This window comes from Arthrobacter mangrovi (assembly GCF_026011795.1).
GTDB classification, from domain to species: domain Bacteria; phylum Actinomycetota; class Actinomycetes; order Actinomycetales; family Micrococcaceae; genus Crystallibacter; species Crystallibacter mangrovi.
This window is the reverse complement of the sequence record NZ_BRVS01000012.1, coordinates 15,642-34,328: the sequence shown is the minus strand read 5'-3', so window position 1 is coordinate 34,328 and position 18,687 is coordinate 15,642. Positions and strand designations below refer to the sequence as shown.

General features: G+C 68.1%; 14 protein-coding genes and 4 riboswitches. Of the genes, 8 read left to right on the top strand and 6 right to left on the bottom strand.

The window, feature by feature from the left end; all coding sequences use genetic code 11:
• Positions 1-44 precede the first annotated feature (44 nt).
• Positions 45-144: riboswitch (SAM riboswitch) on the bottom strand.
• A 299-nt stretch (positions 145-443) separates the two neighbouring features.
• The 6 genes from AHIS1636_RS12390 to AHIS1636_RS12365 form a co-directional block, all read right to left on the bottom strand.
• Positions 444-1,292, bottom strand: a complete 849-nt coding sequence (locus tag AHIS1636_RS12390) for a DUF559 domain-containing protein (protein ID WP_264796143.1) — start codon at positions 1,290-1,292, stop codon at positions 444-446.
• Positions 1,293-1,553: 261 nt separating this feature from the next.
• Positions 1,554-3,560 (bottom strand): acetate--CoA ligase, encoded by a 2,007-nt coding sequence (acs, locus tag AHIS1636_RS12385; RefSeq protein WP_373875838.1) that lies wholly within the window; start codon positions 3,558-3,560, stop codon positions 1,554-1,556.
• On the bottom strand, positions 3,536-4,459 hold the full coding sequence (locus tag AHIS1636_RS12380) for an ABC transporter permease (RefSeq protein ID WP_264796142.1): 924 nt from the start codon (positions 4,457-4,459) through the stop codon (positions 3,536-3,538). The genes acs and AHIS1636_RS12380 overlap by 25 nt, the downstream gene beginning before the upstream one ends.
• Entirely contained in the window at positions 4,459-5,508 is a 1,050-nt protein-coding gene (locus tag AHIS1636_RS12375) for an aliphatic sulfonate ABC transporter substrate-binding protein (protein ID WP_264796141.1), read from the bottom strand. The genes AHIS1636_RS12380 and AHIS1636_RS12375 overlap by 1 nt, the downstream gene beginning before the upstream one ends.
• 109 nt (positions 5,509-5,617) lie before the next feature.
• The gene (locus tag AHIS1636_RS12370) at positions 5,618-6,451 is read right to left on the bottom strand and encodes an ABC transporter ATP-binding protein (RefSeq protein WP_264796237.1); all 834 of its coding nucleotides are present in this window, start codon (positions 6,449-6,451) and stop codon (positions 5,618-5,620) included.
• Between the two features lie 15 nt (positions 6,452-6,466).
• Positions 6,467-6,631: riboswitch (SAM riboswitch) on the bottom strand.
• Between the two features lie 107 nt (positions 6,632-6,738).
• A complete protein-coding gene (locus AHIS1636_RS12365; protein ID WP_264796140.1) occupies positions 6,739-7,950 on the bottom strand; it encodes a cobalamin-independent methionine synthase II family protein in 1,212 nt (403 codons plus the stop codon).
• A 12-nt stretch (positions 7,951-7,962) separates the two neighbouring features.
• Positions 7,963-8,074, bottom strand: a riboswitch (SAM riboswitch).
• A gap of 189 nt (positions 8,075-8,263) precedes the next feature.
• On the opposite strand from AHIS1636_RS12365, the gene AHIS1636_RS12360 reads away from it, so the two are divergent.
• From AHIS1636_RS12360 to AHIS1636_RS12325, 8 genes are all read left to right on the top strand, one after another.
• Positions 8,264-8,680, top strand: a complete 417-nt coding sequence (locus tag AHIS1636_RS12360) for a CoA-binding protein (RefSeq protein WP_264796139.1) — start codon at positions 8,264-8,266, stop codon at positions 8,678-8,680.
• 395 nt (positions 8,681-9,075) lie between these two features.
• Complete coding sequence (locus tag AHIS1636_RS12355) at positions 9,076-10,728, top strand: ABC transporter substrate-binding protein (protein WP_264796138.1); 1,653 nt, start codon at positions 9,076-9,078, stop codon at positions 10,726-10,728.
• 6 nt (positions 10,729-10,734) lie between these two features.
• Positions 10,735-11,694 carry an ABC transporter permease gene (locus AHIS1636_RS12350; protein ID WP_264796137.1) on the top strand — a complete coding sequence of 320 codons (960 nt, stop codon included), beginning with the start codon at positions 10,735-10,737 and terminating at the stop codon, positions 11,692-11,694.
• Between the two features lie 16 nt (positions 11,695-11,710).
• Entirely contained in the window at positions 11,711-12,586 is an 876-nt protein-coding gene (locus tag AHIS1636_RS12345; RefSeq protein ID WP_264796136.1) for an ABC transporter permease, read from the top strand.
• 8 nt (positions 12,587-12,594) lie between these two features.
• Positions 12,595-14,250: an ABC transporter ATP-binding protein gene (locus AHIS1636_RS12340; protein WP_264796135.1), complete on the top strand. Its 1,656-nt coding sequence runs from the start codon at positions 12,595-12,597 to the stop codon at positions 14,248-14,250.
• Between the two features lie 8 nt (positions 14,251-14,258).
• On the top strand, positions 14,259-15,512 hold the full coding sequence (locus AHIS1636_RS12335; protein ID WP_264796134.1) for an acyl-CoA dehydrogenase family protein: 1,254 nt from the start codon (positions 14,259-14,261) through the stop codon (positions 15,510-15,512).
• Entirely contained in the window at positions 15,512-16,942 is a 1,431-nt protein-coding gene (locus tag AHIS1636_RS12330; RefSeq protein ID WP_264796133.1) for an LLM class flavin-dependent oxidoreductase, read from the top strand. The genes AHIS1636_RS12335 and AHIS1636_RS12330 overlap by 1 nt, the downstream gene beginning before the upstream one ends.
• A gap of 119 nt (positions 16,943-17,061) precedes the next feature.
• A riboswitch (SAM riboswitch) is annotated at positions 17,062-17,153 on the top strand.
• Between the two features lie 84 nt (positions 17,154-17,237).
• Positions 17,238-18,644: an LLM class flavin-dependent oxidoreductase gene (locus AHIS1636_RS12325; RefSeq protein ID WP_264796132.1), complete on the top strand. Its 1,407-nt coding sequence runs from the start codon at positions 17,238-17,240 to the stop codon at positions 18,642-18,644.
• The last annotated feature ends 43 nt before the right edge of the window (positions 18,645-18,687 follow it).

Below are 18,687 nucleotides of genomic sequence, written 5' to 3'. Positions count from 1 at the left end.
TGCCGAACGGCCGACGCCATCCGGATCAAAGATTGCTTGCGCTCTCTCCATCGCTTCTGGCGGTAGCACCTTTCCGGGACGGGGAAGTCCGGAGGGTTGCTGCGGCGTCAAAGAGCCAGATCTCTCAGCCGCTCGGGATGGTCCCTGCCATTCTGCCAGCCCGACCGGCGCGGTTCAAAGAATGTTGAGCCGCATTGCGCCCCGCCGGGAATTCCCCGAACGCCGCCGTCGCACCCGCGCCGCCGCACCTCCCATGGCCGCCCATCGCGCCACCGCCCCGCTTTCGCCGAATGCCCCGGCCCGATCCCGATCCCGGCCCCGCCCGGTGCCCGGTCGCGGGCCCCGGCGCTCCTGTACTGCTTTAGGCGTCAAGCTTCGTAAACGTGCAGGTCAGTGGATTACTTGAAGCGTAAAGACGGGCAGGGTGGACAGAAGCTGTACATTCAGGCCGCTTGTCGCGCCAGGCTGAGGACTTGAGCCACCACGGTGTCTGGCTCGAACACGAGATCTTCATAGAGATAACGCAAGGTCTGGTGTCCGCTGAGCATGGCGGCGTTGTTGCGGCGCCTGTCCTTCCGGAACATTTGCCTTGACCAATGAAAGTCGAAGCCGTCCAGTTCCACGATGACGCGCCCCTCGATCAGCAGGTCCACCCGGCCGACCCCTTCGATGTGAACCTGCGGTTCAGCCCGCAACCCCACGTTGTGGAAGAGTTCCCGGGCAATGGTTTCCAAAGGCGATTCAGCGGCTGGATCGATCTTCCCGAGCAGTGCCCGGAACGGCCCGTTCCGTGGCCCGGGCAGATGGTTCAGCAGGTCCTGCCGCCGGAGCTTGCGCTTGACGACAGCAGATTCCGCAATCACCAGCGCCTCCAAGGGCGGGCGGCATCTGAGCGCGTGCAGTACAACGTCGAGGACGGGCGCAAAGATGCCGGGACGCTTGTTACCGACCAGCGTTCCCCGGTGCCGGACGGTCTCGACGGTGCTGCCTCCCTCTCCGAAGCGGTCGACGGGGCGTCCGTGCGGGACCCAGATATGCGGCTGTTGGGGATCCCTGAGGCCCCACAATCCCAGTTCCTTGACCGCCGAGGCGCAGGAGACGAGGCCGTTGTTGGAGACTGCGTGGCGGACAAGAGGGTCGCTGTCCGGCAGAGTCAGTAGTCCCGGCCGGATGCGGAGGACGCGGCCATCAGCAACGGACCGATGAAGGGAAGCTTTGGAGTGGCCGGCCGCCAGCAAGTCACCTACCCGCGCCGTACCGCCGAGGAGCCGAAGATGGGAAACGGGATCCATGTACCGAGCATGGGGGATGGGGCGGAGATTCGCTCGGCTGATGGCTGCTGCTGTGGAAAAGCGTGCGGCGCTGTACAGGATTAGCTCCTCCCGTACAGCTTTAGGCTTCAAGCGCCGCGCTGGCGAGGGCGTTTGTTTTGCTTGAAGGCTAAAGGTGTACGCGGTGCACGCTACCGGCCCGGTGCCGGGGTCAGGTGAGGGCTAAGGTGCGGGGTCAGGTGCGCGGGGCCGGGTCCGGGCGGGCGGCCCGGACCCGGCGGCCTACCGGGTGCAGATCTGCTTGATGTCCGCGATGCAGGGTTCGTTCTGCAGGCTGGTGGTGTCGCCCAGGGCGGTGCCCTCGAACAGCTGGGTCAGCAGCCGGCGCATGATCTTGCCGCTGCGGGTCTTCGGCACGTCGGGCACAAAGACGACGTCGCGGGGCTTGGCGATCGGCCCGATCTGGGTCGACACGTGGGCCCGCAGTTCCGCGATCGCTGCCGCCTGCTCCGGCGTCGGGTCCGCCGCGACCGAGGCGGCGATCAGCGACTTGTCCAGCGGCACCACGAACGCAGTGGCGGCGTGGCCGGTCTTCGCGTCGTGGGTCGGGCACACGCCGGCCTCCACCACGGCGGGGTGGGAGACCAGGGCCGACTCGATCTCGATGGTGGACAGCCGGTGCCCGGAGATGTTGATGACGTCGTCCGTCCGGCCGAGGATCCAGGTGTCGCCGTCCTCGTCGAAGCGCGCGCCGTCGCCCGCGAGGAACCAGCCCTGGGCGGCGTACTTCTCCCAGTAGCTGGTGAAGTAGCGCTCCGGGTTGCCCCACACGGTCCGGGCCATCGAGGGGCCGGTCCTGGTGACCACAATGTTGCCCTGCACGTTGGCACCCACCCGGGCACCGCCGTCGTCGACAATGTCCGTGGCCACGCCCGGCAGCGCGCGGGTGGCGCAGCCGGCCTTGAACGAGGCGTCCGTCTGCCGCGGCGACAGGATGGTGGCGCCGGTTTCGGACTGCCACCAGGTGTCCACCATGGGAACGCCCGACGACGGCTGGCCGGGTACCAGCGAATCGCGCCCGACCTGGGTGCGCAGCCAGCGCCACGCCTCCGGGTTCACGGCCTCGCCCACGGTGCCGCACAGACGCACCGAGCTGAGGTCGTACTCGGCCGGAATGCCCTCCGGGAACCAGCCCATCAGCGAACGGACCAGCGTGGGCGCCGTGTAGTAGCTGGTGACGCCGTAGCGCTGGATGATCTCGAAGTGGCGGCCGGGGTGCGGGGCGTTGGGCACGCCCTCGTAGATGACCTGAGTGACGCCGTTGGACAGCGGCCCGTAGATCTCGTAGGTGTGCGCGGTGACCCAGGCCAGGTCGGCCGTGCACCAGTGGACGTCGGCGTCGCGCTGCGCCGGGTCCGGGTTGGAGAAGAGGTACTCGTGGCTGAAGGAGGCCTGGGTCAGGTAGCCCCCGGTGGTATGGACCAGGCCCTTCGGCTGGCCGGTGGTGCCGGAGGTGTACATGATGAACAGCGGCGTCTCGGCATCGAAGGCCTCGGCCTCGTGGACGCGCGGCTGGGTGTCGACGACGTCGTGCCACCACACGTCGCGGCCCTCGGTCCAGGCGATGTCGCTGCCCGTGCGGCGCAGCACCAGCACGTGCTCGATCGAGTTCTCGCCGGACACGGCGGCGTCCGCGTTGTCCTTCACCGGCACGGCGGTCCCGCGGCGGAACTGGCCGTCCGTGGTGACCAGCAGCTTCGCGCCGGTGTCCTCGACGCGGAAGCGCAGCGCTTCGGCGGAGAACCCGCCGAAGACCAACGAGTGCACCGCGCCGATCCGGGCGCAGGCCAGCGTGATGACCACGGTTTCCACCAGCACGGGCAGGTAGACGACCACCCGGTCGCCCTTGCCGACGCCCAGGGCCAGCAGCGCGTTCGCGGCCTGGGAGACCAGCTCCTGCAGCTCGCGGTAGGTCACCGTGCGGCGGTCGCCCGGCTCGCCCTCGAAGTGCAGCGCCACCTTGTCGCCCCGGCCTGCCGCCACGTGCCGGTCCGCGCAGTTGACCGCGGCATTGAGCTTGCCGCCGTCGAACCAGCGCAGCTCGGGGCCGCGACGCGCCTCGACATCCACCGGGGTGGCTGAGTGCGCGGTGTGCCACGGCTCGGCCCACTCCAGGCGCCGCGCGGCGTCCTCCCAGAACGCGATCCGCTCGTCTTCGGTCTGCGGCTCCGGCCAGGCGATGACCGAGCTCTCTTCAGTGATGCTTATGCCCATCGTTTTACTGCCCATTTCTCCGCGACACCCAGCAGGGCGTCAGTAATCTTGCCGATGACTGCCAGCAGCACGATCGCCAGCAGCAGCCGGTCCGTCCGGCCGTTGTTCTGTGAATCCGTCAGCAGGAAGCCCAGGCCCATCGACGACGCGATGAGTTCCGCGGCCACCAGGAACAGCCAGGCCTGCGCCAGCGCCAGCCGAAGTCCGGAAAAGACCGAAGGAACGACGGCGGGGAGCTGGACCGTGGTCAGCAGCTTCAGTCCCTTGAGGCCGAAGGCCCGCCCGGCCTCCACCAAGTTGCGGTCCACGTGGCGCAGGGCCAGCGACACGGTGGTGAAGACGGGGAAGAACGCGCCGATCATGATCAGCGTGACCTTTGAGTCCTCGCCGATCTTCATCCAGAGGATCAGCAGCGGAACCCAGGCCAGCGACGGCACGGCCCGCAGGGCGCCGATGGTCGGCGCCAGCAGCACGTCCGCCACACGGGACAGGCCCACGAGAGCGCCGAACGCCAGGCCAAGCCCGGCCCCGAGCCCGAAGCCGATGAGCACGCGCTGCGTCGAAATGGCCACATGCTTGCCCAGTTCGCCGCGCTGGATCAGGTCCGCGGCCGCCTCGAACACCATGGCCGGCGGCGGCAGCTGCACTACACTGAAAAGTCCTGCCGACGTGCTCCACTGCCAGGCGCCGATCAGCGCCGCCGGCAGGAGCAGTCCAAGCAGCAGGCGCGCCCAGCCCTTGTCCAGCACTCCGGCCGGGGACCATCCGTTTGCCGGGGTGTGGCCGCCCTGATCAGGGGCGGGCGGCTGGGCGGCGCCTGCGGTGGTTACGTCCACGCCGGTGGCCGCGAGGCCCTGCGCGCTCGTGGGCGTAACACTGTTGCCGGTGAGATCAGGATTCCCGGGATGCGTCATCAGGATTCCTTGATCGCGGCCGGATCGGCCGCCTTCACCAGCGAGTTATTGAGGAGGGAGCCGAGCGCGTCGTCGATCTGCTTCTGGCTGGCCACATCGCCGGTCTCCACGAAGGCCGGGCCGATCTTCTCCAGCACGGCCCGCTGCGTCTCGCCCGGCACCGGATCGACATCCAGGTTGCTGCGCTCGGTGATGACCTTCGTCGCAACCTCGGGGTCCAGCCCGGCCACGTCGGCGAGGATTTGCGCGGTCTCTTCGGGGTTCTCGGACGCCCAGGCGCGGGCCTTCTCGTACGCGTTCACCACGGTCTGCGCCACCTCCGGGTCTTCCTTGAGGAAGCTCTCGGTCGCGTTCAGGAAGCCGTAGGTGTTGAAGTCGAGGTTCCGGTAGAACAGCTTCGCGCCGTCCTTCTCCGCGCCGGCCATGATCGGGTCCAGCCCGGACCAGGCGTCCACGGAGCCGTTGTTCAGGGCGGTCAGGCCGTCCGCGTGCTGCAGGTTCTGCACGGTCACGTCGTCCTGCGACAGCCCGGCCTCCTCCAGCGACTGCAGCAGGAAGAAGTAGGGGTCGGTGCCCTTGGTCGCGGCCACGGACTTGCCCTTCAGGTCCTCCACCGAGTCGATGCCCGAGTCCGGCAGCGTGACCAGCGCGGCCCATTCCGGCTGCGAGTACAGGCTGATGGCCTGGATCGGCGAGCCGTTGGCGCGGGCCAGCAGCGCCGCGGAGCCCGCGGTGGAGCCGACGTCGATGGCGCCGGAGCGCAGAGCCTCGTTGGCCTTGTTGGACCCGGCGGACTGCACCCAGTTCACCTCGACGCCCTGGTCGGCGAGGGTGGCCTCCAGCCAGCCCTTTTCCTTGATGACCAGGCTCAGCGGGTTGTAGGTGGCGAAGTCGATGTTCAGCACGCCGTCGCTCGCGGCGGCGGAGCCCCCGGCGCTGGCCTCAGAGTCCTCGCCTGCGACGCAGCCGGTCAGGGCGAGTGAAGCGGAGGCGGCGACGGCGGCCGCGCCGAGCAGGGAATGGCGGGTGAATCGGCGGGAGATCGACATGTCAGGTCCTTCGGATCGGGCGCAGCGCAGGAGAGGGCGCTGCAGGGTCAGCAGGAGGTTCAAGAGGTTTGGTCGGGTGCGGCGTTCGCCGGCGCGGCCCGGGGCGGGGCTAGTTGCCCTCGACGCCGAGGCTTTCCAGCAGGGAGCTGCGCATTCGCGCGAGTTCGGCCGAGCCGCGGTCCCTCGGGCGTTCACCGGGTACGACGACGGTGCGCACGATCGTGGCGCCGTCGCCTTCGCGTCCGGTTTCCTTGCCGAGGACGACGATGCGGTCGGCCAGCTGGAGCGCCTCGTCGACGTCGTGCGTCACCAGCAGGACCGTAGTCGGCTCGGCGGCGTGGATGTCGAGCAGCAGGTCCTGCATCTTGATCCGCGTCAGGGCATCGAGCGCGCCGAAGGGCTCGTCCAGCAGCAGCACGCCCGGGTTGCGGGCCAGCGCCCGGGCCAGCGAGGCACGCTGGGCCATGCCTCCGGAAACCTCGCGCGGCCGGTGCTTGGCGAACTTGTCCAGGCCCACCAGTTCCAGCAGCCGGGCGACCTTGGCCTTGCCGTCCTTGGCGCTCGCGGACTTCGGCAGGCCGATGGCCACGTTGGCCTGCAGCGTGTGCCAGGGGAGCAGCCTCGGCTCCTGGAACGCAAAGGCGCAGCGCGGATCGATGCCCTGGACCGGCGTCGTACCGATGTTGACGGTGCCGGCGCTCGGGGCGTCCAGGCCCGCGGTGGCGCGCAGGAGGGTGGACTTGCCGCAGCCGCTCGGGCCGAGGATGGCCAGGACCTCGCCGCGTTCCACCTCGAAATCGATGTCGCGCAGGACGGTGTGTGCGGAGCCGCCGGTGCCGAAGGTGCGGCGCAGCCCGCGGAAGGACACCGGCAGGGCGGACGACAGGTCGGGACGGCGTGCCTGCGAGGATGCGGCGGCCGCGGGGCGTGCAGAAGATGCCAAAGCAGTCAAGGGATCACTCCATCGATCCTGGCAGTAGCACCCTACGGATCACGCCTTCGGTGCGGATGCACCGGCCTTCGGCGATGAACCTCGATATCACCGGCGTTCACGGCAGAACTCCGGCGACCAGGGTTGCTGCGGCGTCGTAGAGCCAGGTCTCTCAGCCGCTCGGGATGGTCAAGCCCATTGAACCGCCTTAGGTCGGCTTTCGGCAAACCCGCGCCTCATCCGCCGTAACAAAGGCCTGCCAACAAAGGCCGGCCGGACGCCGGATGGGGCGCAGCCGGTCAGCCCCAGAGCCGGCGGGTGGCGATTCGCGCGCCTTCACCGAGCGCTTCGAGCTTGGCGACGGCGATCTGCGGATGCACCCGCCCGCCCAGGCCGCAGTCGGTCGACGCGATGACGGACTCGCGTCCCACCAGCTGGGCGAAGCGCTCGATCCGGTCCGCCACCAGCTCCGGGTGCTCCACCACGTTCGTCGCATGCGAGACCACGCCCGGAATGATCGACTTGCCCTCGGGCAGCTTGGTGTCTTCCCAGACCCGCCACTCGTGCTCGTGCCGGACGTTGGCCGCCTCGAAGGAGTAGGCCCCGGCGTTGATCTGCAGGACGGAGCCGATGATGTCCGCGAACGGGATGTCCGTGGTGTGCGGGCCGTGCCAGGAGCCCCAGCAGACGTGCAGCCGGATTTGCTCCGCCGGCAGGTCCCGCAGCGCCCAGTTGGTGGCCTCGACCCGCAGCTGGATGAACTTCAGGTAGTCCTCCAGCGCCGGCTCCGGATTGATCTGGTCCCAGCTCTCCGCGAGTGACGGGTCGTCGAGCTGCACGGTGAGGCCGGCGTCGATGATCGCCTTGTACTCCTCGCGCATCGCGTCGGCGCAGGCGTAGACCAGTTCCTCGTCCGTCTTGTAGTAGTCGTTGGCGATCCGGGCGCAGGAGCCGGGGGAAAGGGCCGCCACGAACCCCTCTTCAAGCCCCGCCGCGGCCAGGCCCTTCTTCAGGTTTTCGACGTCCGAGGCGACGAGATCCTGCCCGGTATACGTCAGCGGGCCAGCGATCTTGGGCTGCTTGACGGACTTCCGGTGCGCCAGGATCCCGGAGGACGGGTCGGTGTAGGCGTCGTTGAACTTCACCCGGTCGCGCCGGTCCGTGAAGGTGGTCAGCACGATGTTGCCGGGCGAGGAACGGTGCACCTCGGTGTCCGCCCAGCGGTCCACATCGGTGGCCTCGAGGCCGCCGAGCCGGGCGAAGGAGTAGTTCCACCAGGCCCCGTAGTCGACGGAAGAGGACATGGTGTGCCCGTACTCGCCGTCGTTCGGAATATCGATCCCGAGGTTCTTCTGGCGTTCGACGACGTCGGCCACCGAGTCGGCGAGCAGCCGCCGGAATTCATCGGTGATGCCGCCGGCTTCCTTCGCCTCGTTGGCCGCGATTAGTTCCGGCGTCCGCGGCAGGGAACCGGCGTGGGTGACGCGGATGTGGTCGGTGTTCAGGGACATCGTTGAGCTGCCTTTCCATCGGTCCTGGCGGTAGCACCGTTCCGTGGCAGGGCCGTCAAGGCGCTCATCGGGTCGGTTGCTGCGGCTTCGTCGATCCAGGTCTCTCGGCCGCTCGGGATGGGATGCCCTTACTCAACGTCATGGCGGCCCGTTCTGGCAAATCCAACAACGACGGCGGCGCGGCGGGTTCCGGTGCGGGCGCCGGTCACGCGCGGCTCTCCCTTGCACGGAGGCGCCTGCGCCGATTCCCCGGTGCGGGCTGGGGTTGGGGCTCGCCCTGTCCGGCGGCCCGGCCCGGCGCTAGGCTGGCCGCATGGGCCATGTCAACGATCCGGAAGTCATCAAGCGGCTGCTCACCACGCCCGCCCGCTGGGCCGTCGTCGGCCTGTCGAACAATCCCCGCCGCGTGGCGCTGGGCGTCTCCCGGTACATGCTGGACCAGCGGGGCATGGACATCATCCCCGTCAACCTCAAGGGCGAAGACGTCCACGGCCAGCGGGGGTACCGCAAGCTCGCTGACATCCCCGGCGGCATCGACGTGGTCAACTGCTTCGTCAACTCGCAGAAGGTCGGCCCCGTCGTGGACCAGGCCATCGAGGCCGGAGCGAAAGCCGTCTGGCTACAGCTCGGCGTCATCGACGAAGCCGCCGCGGAACGCGCCAAAGCCGCCGGGCTCGACGTCGTCATGGACACCTGCCCCATGATCGAAGCCCCCGCCCTCGGCCTCTAGGGTTCCGGCCCTTGCCGCCGCAATCCCGCATTTCCAGCACAAAGCCGCAGGCCAGGCAAGGGCATGTCCCTTCATGACGAGTTGTGACGCAGGCTATTTTCAGCCTGCCCCTCCGCCCCGCACACTGGAACGCGTAACCATCCCGAGCAGCTGAGAGACCTGGCTCTATGAAGCTGCAGCAACCCTGGTCACGCCGGATCACCCCTGGTCCGCGTCGATAACAAGGGACATGTCCGAGGGCCGCGCGCAGCGCGGAAGGACATGCTCCGTAGGGTGCTCCTGCCAGGACCGATGGAGTTAGCCACATCTTCCCGTTGGTCCCTGCCTCGCTCCGTGTGCGTGGCGGACTTCCCGCGTGAAATGGCGTTCCTCGGTAATGACCGAGAGGAGCCTTCATGGCCATCGAATACAAGAAGGCGCTTGCCCGCCGCGGCAGCAAGCGCGCCGGGGCCGCCGCTCTCCTGACAGCAGCTGCGCTGCTGCTGACCGCCTGCGGAGGTAATTCCGGTGGCGGTGCGGAGTCTGCCGCCGATAACGGCCAGCCGGTCCAAGGGGGCACCTTGGTCTACGCCGAAGTGGCGCCGATCAACAACTTCCAGACCCAGTCGGCACGCTTCTACGAGAAGGCGAATGTGCTCAACAGTGTGCTGGACCGGCTGACCTACTTCGACGCCGAATCGGGCAAGCTTGTGCCGTGGATTGCCACGAAGTTCAGCGGCAATGAGGACAACACCGAGTTCACCTTCGACATCCGCCCCGACGTGAGCTTCAGCGACGGCACTCCGCTGGATGCCGAGGCCGTCAAAGCCAACCTCGACGTCCTCGGGAAGGGCCTGGAGGAGGCCCAGATCCAGCCGAACGTCGACTTCTCCGCCTACAAGTCCACGGAGGTCGTCGACGAGGACACCGTAAAGGTACAGCTGAAGAGCGCTGACGCGAACTTCCTGCGCGCGACGTCTTCCGTGGCCGCGGGGTTGGTCTCGCCGAAGACCTTGGAGCTGGACAATGCCGGCCAGTCGGACATCGCCAAGATCTCCGGCTCGGGCCCCTTCATCTTCGAATCGGAGAAGCCGGACGAGGAACTCGTGCTGGCCAAGCGGCCGGACTACGCCTGGGCTCCTGAGACGGCGGAAAACCAGGGCGCGGCCTACCTGGACAAGGTCGTGGTGAAGTACCTGCCTGAGGTGGCGCACCGTGCCGGTGCCGTGCAGAGCGGCCAGGTGGACCTGGTCCGCGGCCTGCAGCCGGCAGACGAAGCTGCTGTGGCGGCCGGCGGCAACCAGGTGCTGCCGGCCGAGGGCATCGACCTGACCGCCAACACGGCCGCCGTGCGCATCGGCAGCGGCAAGCTCGCCGACGAGAAGGTCCGCCAGGCCCTGCAGGTCGGCATCGACCGGCAGGCGCTGAAGGACACCGTGCTCTCGGACAGCTACCAGATTGCGGGCTCCATCCTGAACCACAAGGCCCCCGGCTTCGTGGACCTCTCGACTGACCTGGGCTATGACCCGGAGAAGGCCAAGTCGCTGCTGGACGAGGCCGGCTGGGTTGCCGGTGCCGACGGCATCCGTGAAAAGGACGGCAAGAAGCTCGAGGTCACGGTAGCAAGTTCGAACAACTCCGTGGTCATCAAACCGGCCTTCGAACTGATCGAACAGCAGTGGCGCGAGATCGGCGTCAAGCTCGTCAACCGTGCAGCCGACAACACCTTCCTGGCCACTGCGCTGCAGGATCCGAAGGTCGAATTCTTCGGCACGCGCCAGTTCGCCTACGGCGGCCTGGGACCGGTCTTCGGACCCGAAACCAACACGCAGACGCTGGACGCCGACAATGAACTCAACGAGCTGTTCGCCACTGAGCGCGCCGCCGCAGATGAGGCCAAGCACGAAGAACTGGTCGCCGAGGAACAGCGGGCCCTGGTGTTGGACAAGGCCCTGGCCCTCGTTCTCTGGGATGAAGTCCAGGTCTACGGTGCGCACTCCGGCGCGCACGTCGAGTTCACCTCCGGTACCGCGCCCATCTTCCAGGGCGCCTGGAAGACCGCGGAGTAGCCAATCATGGGACGCTACGTCGCACAAAGGATCGGGCAGGCACTGCTTGTCATCTGGCTGGCCTATACCGTCATCTTCCTCGCCGTGCAGCTGCTGCCCAGCGACCCGGTGACGATCTTCCTGAGCACGGATTCCGCCGTGGACCAGGCCACCATCGACAACATGAAACGCCAGTACGGCTACGACCAGCCGCTGCTGGTCCAGTACCTCGCCCAACTGGGCGGCCTGTTCACCGGCGACGTTGGTTACTCCCTGGCTTCGGGGGAGCCGGTGGCCCTGCGCATCAGCGGGGTCGTCGGTTCCACCATCGCCCTTGCCCTCTCCGCCTTTGCCACCGCCGTGGTGCTGGCACTGGCCGTCGTGGTGGTTGCCACGCTGACACGTTCGGCACTGCTGCGGAAGGTGGTGCTGAACCTGCCCCCGCTTTTCGCGGCTGTGCCGGTGTTCTGGCTCGGGCTCGTGCTGCTGGAACTGCTGTCCATCCGCTGGGGCGTCATGTCGCTGTTCCCGGACGGGTCCTTCCTGTCCCTGGCGGTCCCGGTGTTCGTGCTGGGCGTGCACGTATCGGCACCGATCGCGCAGGTGTTGCTCAAGAGCATCGACACTGTCTACAACCAGCCGTTCATCGACGTGCTGCGGGCCAAGGGTGCCTCGGCCTCCTGGATCTTCTTCCGCCACGCGCTGAAGAATGCGGGCGGCCCGGCCATGACCATTACCGGCATCACTGTCGGCACGCTGCTGGCCGGTTCGGTCATCACCGAGACGGTGTTCGCCCGCTCGGGCCTCGGCGCCGTCGTACTTCAGGCGGTGACCACCCAGGACGTGCCGCTCGTGCAGGGACTCGTGCTGCTGACTGCCAGCGTGTTTGTCGCGGTGAACCTGGCCGTTGACCTGCTCTACCCGCTGCTTGACCCGCGCATCCTCAAGTCCAACGGCCAGGGCTCCCCGCGCGCCCTGGCCGTCTGACCCGAAGCGAGCCCGCATGACCTTGCATCTCGAAAACCCCGCTGCGGCATCCTCCGCACAAACCACGACGGCGCCGGCACCGGCCCGCCGTCGTCCCTCGGCCCGGACCGGGCTGTGGCTGACCGCCCTGCCGCTGGTCCTAGTGCTCGGCTGGGCGCTGTTTCCCGGCCTGTTCACTACGGCCGACCCGATTGCCGGCGTCGGTGCGGAGAAGTTCCTGGCGCCCAGCGCAGAGCATTGGTTCGGTACGGACCATCTCGGGCGCGATATCTACGCCCGGGTCGTTCACGGCACCTCGCAGACCCTGCTCACGGCCGGGCTCGCCGTGCTGATCGGACTGATCGCCGGAACGGTCATCGGCCTCGTTGCCGCAACCGCCGGGCGTGTCGCCGACGCGGCGACCATGCGCCTAGTCGACGTCCTGCTGGCCGTTCCGGGCTTCCTGATTTCGCTGATCGTGGTGACCGCGTTCGAACCCGGCCCCATCTCGCTGGGAGTCGGCGTGGGCATTGCCTCCATCGCCTCCTTCGCCCGGGTGGTGCGGTCGGAAGTGCTGCGCGTGCGCAACCTGGACTTCGTCGAGGCCGCTTTCCTCAGCGGCGGCACCTACCGGTCTGTCGTCCTCCGGCACATCCTGCCCAACGCCACCGGACCGGTGCTGTCGCTGCTGGCGGTGGACCTGGGCGCCGCCATCCTGGCGATTTCGGGACTCGGCTTCCTCGGCTTCGGCGCACCGCCGCCCACGCCGGAATGGGGCCTGCTGATTTCCGAAGGCCGCCAGTACCTGGGCAGTGCCTGGTGGATGACCAGCCTGCCCGGCCTGATCATTGTCGCCGCCGTCGTGCTGCTGGCCGCATTCGGCCGCCAACTGCTGAAGATCTTCAGGTTCTAGGAGGACCCGTGAGCGTAACCACAGCCGATCAGGCCGCACCGGCGGCACTCCCGCAGACCGCCCCGCTGCTGGCCATCCGCGGCCTGAAGGTCGAATACCAGTCCGGAACCACCGCCGTCGGCGGAGTGGACCTGACGCTGCAGGCAGGGGAGATTGTCGCGCTGGTCGGGGAATCCGGTTCCGGCAAGACCACCCTGGCCCGCTCCGTCCTCGGCCTGCTGCCGGCGTCCGCCCGGATCAGCGGGCGCATCGACTTCGACGGCACCGATTTGGCGTCCCTGTCCGAGAAGGAGTTCTGCCGGATCCGCGGCCGCCGGATTGGACTTGTCCCGCAGGACCCGGGCGCCTCCCTGGACCCTGTCAGGACCATCGGTTCGCAGGTGGCCGAGGTGTTCCGGCTGCACCGGGACGGGCGGCGGCGGAGCAGGCTCGAATTGCGGGCCGAGGTGGTACGGCTCCTCACCCTGGTGGGCATCGACCGGCCGGAGGAACGGCTGCGGCAGTACCCGCATGAGCTCTCCGGCGGGCTCAAGCAGCGCGTGCTCATTGCCATCGCCTTCAGCCTGCAGCCGCAGGTGCTCATCGCAGACGAGCCCACCTCGGCCCTGGACGTCACGGTCCAGCGCACCGTGCTTGAAGTCTTCGACCGGCTGGCCAAGGAGTTTGGCACCGCCGTCATCTTTGTCACCCATGACCTTGCCGTGGCGACCGACCACGCGGACCGGATCGTGGTGATGCGCGGCGGAAGCGTCCGCGAAGACCGCGGCGTGGAACAGGTCCTGGCCCGGCCCGAGGACGAGTACACGGTCCGGCTGCTTGAGGAGGCCGCCCCGGCACGGGCCGCGGCACCGGCGGCGGCAGCTTCGGCGGCCGGCACCTTCGCCCTCGAGGCGCAGGGCCTGGTGAAAGTCTTTGACCGCGGTGCCGCGAACCGGGCCGTGGACGCTGTCTCCTTCGGAGTGCGGCAGGGCACGACCTTCTCGCTGGTCGGCGAGTCCGGGTCGGGCAAATCGACCACTGCCCGCATGCTCATGCGTCTGCTCGATCCGACTGAGGGCACGGTCCTCGTGGAGGGCCGCGACGTGACCGGGCTGGACGGACGGGGCAAGCGCGAGCTGTGGCGGACCCTGCAGCTGGTTTACCAGAACCCCGACTCTGCCCTGGACCCGAGGCTGCGGATCCGCGACATCATTGCCGAGCCAATCGTGAATTTCGGCCTCAGCGGCCGGGCCGGCCAGCGGGAGCGCGTCCTGGAGCTGCTCGAACAGGTCAATCTCCCCGCGCGGGCGGCTTCGGCCCGACCAATGGAGCTTTCCGGCGGGCAGCGCCAGCGCGTTGCGATTGCCCGGGCTCTGGCCGCCGGGGCCAGGACACTGGTGCTCGACGAGGCCTTGTCCGCCCTGGACGTGCTGACCCAGGCGCAGATCCTGGCCCTGCTGGAGGAACTCCAGCGTGAGCTCGGCCTGACCTATCTCTTTATCTCGCACGACCTGCACGTGGTCGAACGGATCTCGCACGAGGTCGGCGTCATGCGCCGCGGGAAGCTCGTCGAAACCGGGCCCACGGCCGGCATTTTCGGCAACCCCCAGCATGAATACACCCGACTGCTGCTGGACTCGAACCCCGGCCACCGATTGCGTTCCCTCGCCGCATCCAACAAGTAAGGACACAGATGAGCATCACCGCAACCGAACAGAGCACGGCTACCGGGGAGGCCCGCTATGCCGCCCTCGCCGCGCGCTTCCGGCCCGTCTTTGAGCGCATTGCCGCCGGGACCCTCGAACGCGAGCAGCAGCACATCCTGCCCTTTGAGCAGATCGGCTGGCTGAAGGAGGCCGGCTTAACCACGCTGCGCCTGCCGGCGGAGTTCGGCGGAGACCCCGTCAGCCACGAGCACCTCTTCCGCCTGCTCATCGAACTGGCGGAGGCCGACTCCAACGTCGGTCACCTACTGCGCTCGCACTTCTCCTTCGTCGAGACTATCGCCCTTCAGCCGCGCAAATTCCAAGCGCGCTGGTTCCCCCGGGTGGCCGCAGGGGAGATCTTCGGCAACGCGGCAACCGAACGCGGCGGCAACGCACTGGGCACTACTGCGACCAAGCTCCGCAACGAGGACGGCCGCTGGCTGCTCAAGGGGGAGAAGTACTACACCACCGGTTCGATTTTCGCCGACTGGGTTGTGGTCATGGCCAGCACCGAAGGCGTTGAGGGCCGCCAGTACGCGCTGGTCCGCGCCGACGACAAGCGCGTGCGGATCGTCGATGACTGGGACGGCTTCGGCCAGCCGCTGACGGGCACCGGCACGGCCGTGTTCGACGACGTGGAAGTGGAGGCGGAGGATATCATCCAGCGCAAGGTTTCCAGCACGCTGGAGCCGGCCTTCTTCCAGATGTGCCTGCTGGCGGTGCTTGCCGGGATCGGCCGCGCGGCCCTGCGGGATGCTTCCGAAGTGGTCCGCCAGCGCACCCGCACGTTCAACACCGGCCAGGGCCAGCTGTTCCGCGACGACGCCCTGATCCAGGAACACGTTGGCCTGCTCGCCGCGAAAGTCTACGCCGCAGAGGCGGTCGTCACGGCGGCGGCGCGGGACCTGGATGCAGCCGTTGATGCGCAGCTCGCGCTCGACGGAGAGGCGGCGTACCTCCGTGCCGAACTGGCTGTGCAGAAGGCGCACGTCACCGTACCCGGGCTCGTTCTCGCAGCGGCCGAAGAGCTCTTCGACGTCACCGGCGCCTCGTCAACCAGCCGCGGCAAGGGGCTGGACCGGCATTGGCGCAACGCCCGCACCGTGGCCACGCACAACCCCGTGGCGTTCAAGGCGCGCTCCGTGGGCGATTACCACGTGAACGGCGCCGTTCCGACCGGGCTGCACAGCATCGGCGAAGCCCCGGCTGCAACCGGACAGCTCGCAGGGGGTGCTTCCTGATGGCGGAAACACGGCCCCGGCTGCTGCTCAGCGGCTTCCTGATGAACACGCCCAGCCACATCCTCGGCGGGCAGTGGCGTCACCCTCACGCGCAGCAGCACCGCTTCAACGAGCTGTCGCTGTGGACGGACCTGGCGCGCCAGCTTGAGGACGCCAAGTTCGACGCCATGTTCTTCGCCGACGTCGTCGGCCTTTACGGCGACCACGAAGGTGGCTGGGCCTCCCTGGTCCGCCGCGGCATGCAGGTTCCGGCGCACGACCCGCTGGTGCTTTGCTCCGCTCTGGCCGCAACCACCACTGACATCGGACTGGCCATGACCAGCTCCGTGATCCAGTCCGATCCGTTCCAGCTGGCCCGGCAGATGTCCACCCTGGACCACATTTCCGGCGGCCGGGCTGCCTGGAACATCGTCACCAGCGTGCTGGAGAACTCGCACCGGAACTTCGGCGCCGACGGGCTGACAGCCCACGATGACCGCTACGACTGGGCGGACGAGTACGTCGAGGCTGCCTACAAGCTTTGGGAAGGCTCGTGGGAGGACGACGCCGTACTCGCCGACAAGGAACGCGGCATTTTCGCCGACCCGGCCAAGGTCAACAAGATCCACCACCGGGGCGCACGCTATTCGATTGAGGGCCCGCATCTGGCAACGCCCAGCCCGCAGCGCACACCGTTCCTGTTCCAGGCCGGCAGTTCCACGCGTGGCCGCCGGTTTGCCGCCGGCCACGCCGAGGCGACTTTCCTGTTCGCCCCGCACACGGACTACGTGCGCAAGCAGACTGCCTCCATCCGTTCCCTGGAAGCCGAAGCCGGCCGCGCGCCGGGCGATGTGAAAATCTTCGCCGGGCTCTCGTTCGTCGTCGGCAGCACCGAGGCGGAGGTGAAGCGGAAGGAGGCTGAGTACGACGAGTACCTGGACCTGCACGCGATCATCGCGCACATCGGCGGCGGCATCGGCGTCGACCTGGGCGGCCTGCCGCTGGATACGCCGCTGGGCGAGCTGTCCACTGAAGGAGCCCGGGGTGTGCTCGAGGCGGCCATCGCCTCGGTGCCCGGCGGCAAACCGACCGTCGGGGACCTTGCCCGCTACCGCGCCAAGGCCCAGCAGATAGCCGGCACTCCCGAGCAGATTGTTGACGAACTGGAACGCTGGCAGGACGCCGGCATCGACGGCGTGAACGTGATGAACCAGATCCTGCCCGGCTCCTACACGGACTTCATCGAAGGGGTGCTGCCCGAGCTGCGCAAGCGCGGCCTGGCCCAGACCGAGTACCGGCCGGGTACGCTGCGCGAGAAGGTCTTCGGGCGCGGGGCCCGGCTGGAACCGACCCATCCGGCGGCCCGTTTCCGCGGCGCTTTCGCGGCGCATTCGGCCGAGGCGACGGAGCGGATCACGGCGCATTCCGGCGGCGATCCGCTGCAGCGCTGACAGGTGTGGCGGTTGGTCGGTGTCTCCACCACCGACCGCCCGCTTGGCCGGCAAATACGGTTACCCGGTATGACGCCGGGGTTTCACAATCTGCGCCGGGCTGGGTTGGAATAGGCAGGTAACCATCCAGAGCGGCTGAGAGACCTGGCTCGTTGACGCCGCAGCAACCACCTCGCTCCGAGGAAGGTGCTACCGCCAGGACCGATGGAGAAGCCTGATCTCTCGTTGGTCCAGCGGGCCGTTGGTGCCCGCCGCCGGATCTGCGCGGGCTCTTCTCTTCGGGAAGGAGCCTGAAATGACATTGCACAGCCCGCAGCGCCACATCCGCTTCAACGCCTTCGACATGAACTGCGTCGGCCACCAGTCGCCCGGCCTGTGGCGGCACCCGGAGGACAAGTCCGCCGACTACAACACCATCGGCTACTGGACCCACCTGGCCAAGGTGCTGGAGAAGGGCCTCTTCGACGGGCTCTTCATCGCGGACGTCCTGGGCACCTACGACGTGTTCGGCGGTTCCAACGAGACCACCCTGCGCGCCGGCACCCAGGTCCCGGTCAATGACCCGTTCCTGCTGGTCTCGGCGATGGCCGCGGTCACCGAGAACCTGGGCTTCGGCGTCACCGCGGGCACGGCCTACGAGCACCCCTACCCGTTCTCCCGCCGCCTGGCCACGCTGGACCACCTGACCAACGGCCGCGTCGGCTGGAACGTCGTCACCGGCTACCTGCCCTCCGCCGCTCGGAACATGGGCCAGGAAGACCAGATGGAGCACGACGAGCGGTACAACCACGCGGACGAGTACCTCGAGGTCATCTACAAGCTGCTGGAAGGCTCCTGGGAGGACGACGCCGTCGTCAAGGACAAGGTGAACAGCATCTTCACCGACCCGTCCAAGGTCCACGAGATCGGCCACGAGGGCAAGTACTTCAAGGTGCCCGGCATCGCCATCACCGAGCCGAGCCCGCAGCGCACCCCCGTGATCTTCCAGGCCGGTGCCTCCAAGCGCGGCACCCAGTTCGCCGCGGAGAACGCCGAGGCCGTCTTCGTGACCTGCCCGACCAAGGAGATGCTCGCCGCGTCGGTCAAGAAGATCCGCGACGCCGCCGAGGCCGCCGGGCGGGGCCGCTACGACGTCCGCATCTACGCCATGCAGACCATCGTCACCGGCCCGGACAACCAGACGGCACAGGCCAAGTTCGAGGAGTACAAGTCCTACGCGGACATCAACGGCGCGCTGGCCCTGATTTCCGGCTGGATGGGCGTGGATCTGTCCACCTATTCGCCGGACGACGTGATCGGCGCGAACGTGAAGTCCAACGCCATCCAGTCCTCGGTCGAGACCTTCCAGAAGGCCTCCGGCGACAGCGGCGCCCCGTGGACCATCCGCCAGTTGGCCGAGTGGGTCGGCGTCGGTGGCTTCGGCCCGATCACGGTCGGATCCGGCGCGCAGGTCGCGCAGGACCTGGTTTCCTGGGTCGACGAGACGGACGTTGACGGTTTCAACCTGGCCTACGCCATCACGCCGGGAACCTTCGAGGACATCGTCGAATTCGTGGTTCCCGAGCTGCAGAAGCTCGGCGCCTACCCCACGGAGTACGCGCCGGGCACGCTGCGCAACAAGCTCTTCGGCCAGGGGGACCGGCTGCCGGAGCAGCACCGGGGCAGCCGCTACCGCATCGGCAGCTCCGTGGCCGCGGTGTAGCGGCCGTCGGGCTTTCCAGGATGCCGGCGTGCAGGGCCGCCCG

Coding starts and splice junctions, on each gene's coding strand:
- AHIS1636_RS12350 (WP_264796137.1), top strand. CDS start 10,735: ATGGGACGCTACGTCGCACAAAGGATCGGGCAGGCACTGCTTGTCATC.
- AHIS1636_RS12390 (WP_264796143.1), bottom strand. CDS start 1,292: ATGGATCCCGTTTCCCATCTTCGGCTCCTCGGCGGTACGGCGCGGGTA.
- AHIS1636_RS12355 (WP_264796138.1), top strand. CDS start 9,076: ATGGCCATCGAATACAAGAAGGCGCTTGCCCGCCGCGGCAGCAAGCGC.
- AHIS1636_RS12380 (WP_264796142.1), bottom strand. CDS start 4,459: ATGACGCATCCCGGGAATCCTGATCTCACCGGCAACAGTGTTACGCCC.
- AHIS1636_RS12325 (WP_264796132.1), top strand. CDS start 17,238: ATGACATTGCACAGCCCGCAGCGCCACATCCGCTTCAACGCCTTCGAC.
- AHIS1636_RS12365 (WP_264796140.1), bottom strand. CDS start 7,950: ATGTCCCTGAACACCGACCACATCCGCGTCACCCACGCCGGTTCCCTG.
- AHIS1636_RS12375 (WP_264796141.1), bottom strand. CDS start 5,508: ATGTCGATCTCCCGCCGATTCACCCGCCATTCCCTGCTCGGCGCGGCC.
- AHIS1636_RS12360 (WP_264796139.1), top strand. CDS start 8,264: ATGGGCCATGTCAACGATCCGGAAGTCATCAAGCGGCTGCTCACCACG.
- acs (WP_373875838.1), bottom strand. CDS start 3,560: ATGGGCAGTAAAACGATGGGCATAAGCATCACTGAAGAGAGCTCGGTC.
- AHIS1636_RS12335 (WP_264796134.1), top strand. CDS start 14,259: ATGAGCATCACCGCAACCGAACAGAGCACGGCTACCGGGGAGGCCCGC.
- AHIS1636_RS12330 (WP_264796133.1), top strand. CDS start 15,512: ATGGCGGAAACACGGCCCCGGCTGCTGCTCAGCGGCTTCCTGATGAAC.
- AHIS1636_RS12345 (WP_264796136.1), top strand. CDS start 11,711: ATGACCTTGCATCTCGAAAACCCCGCTGCGGCATCCTCCGCACAAACC.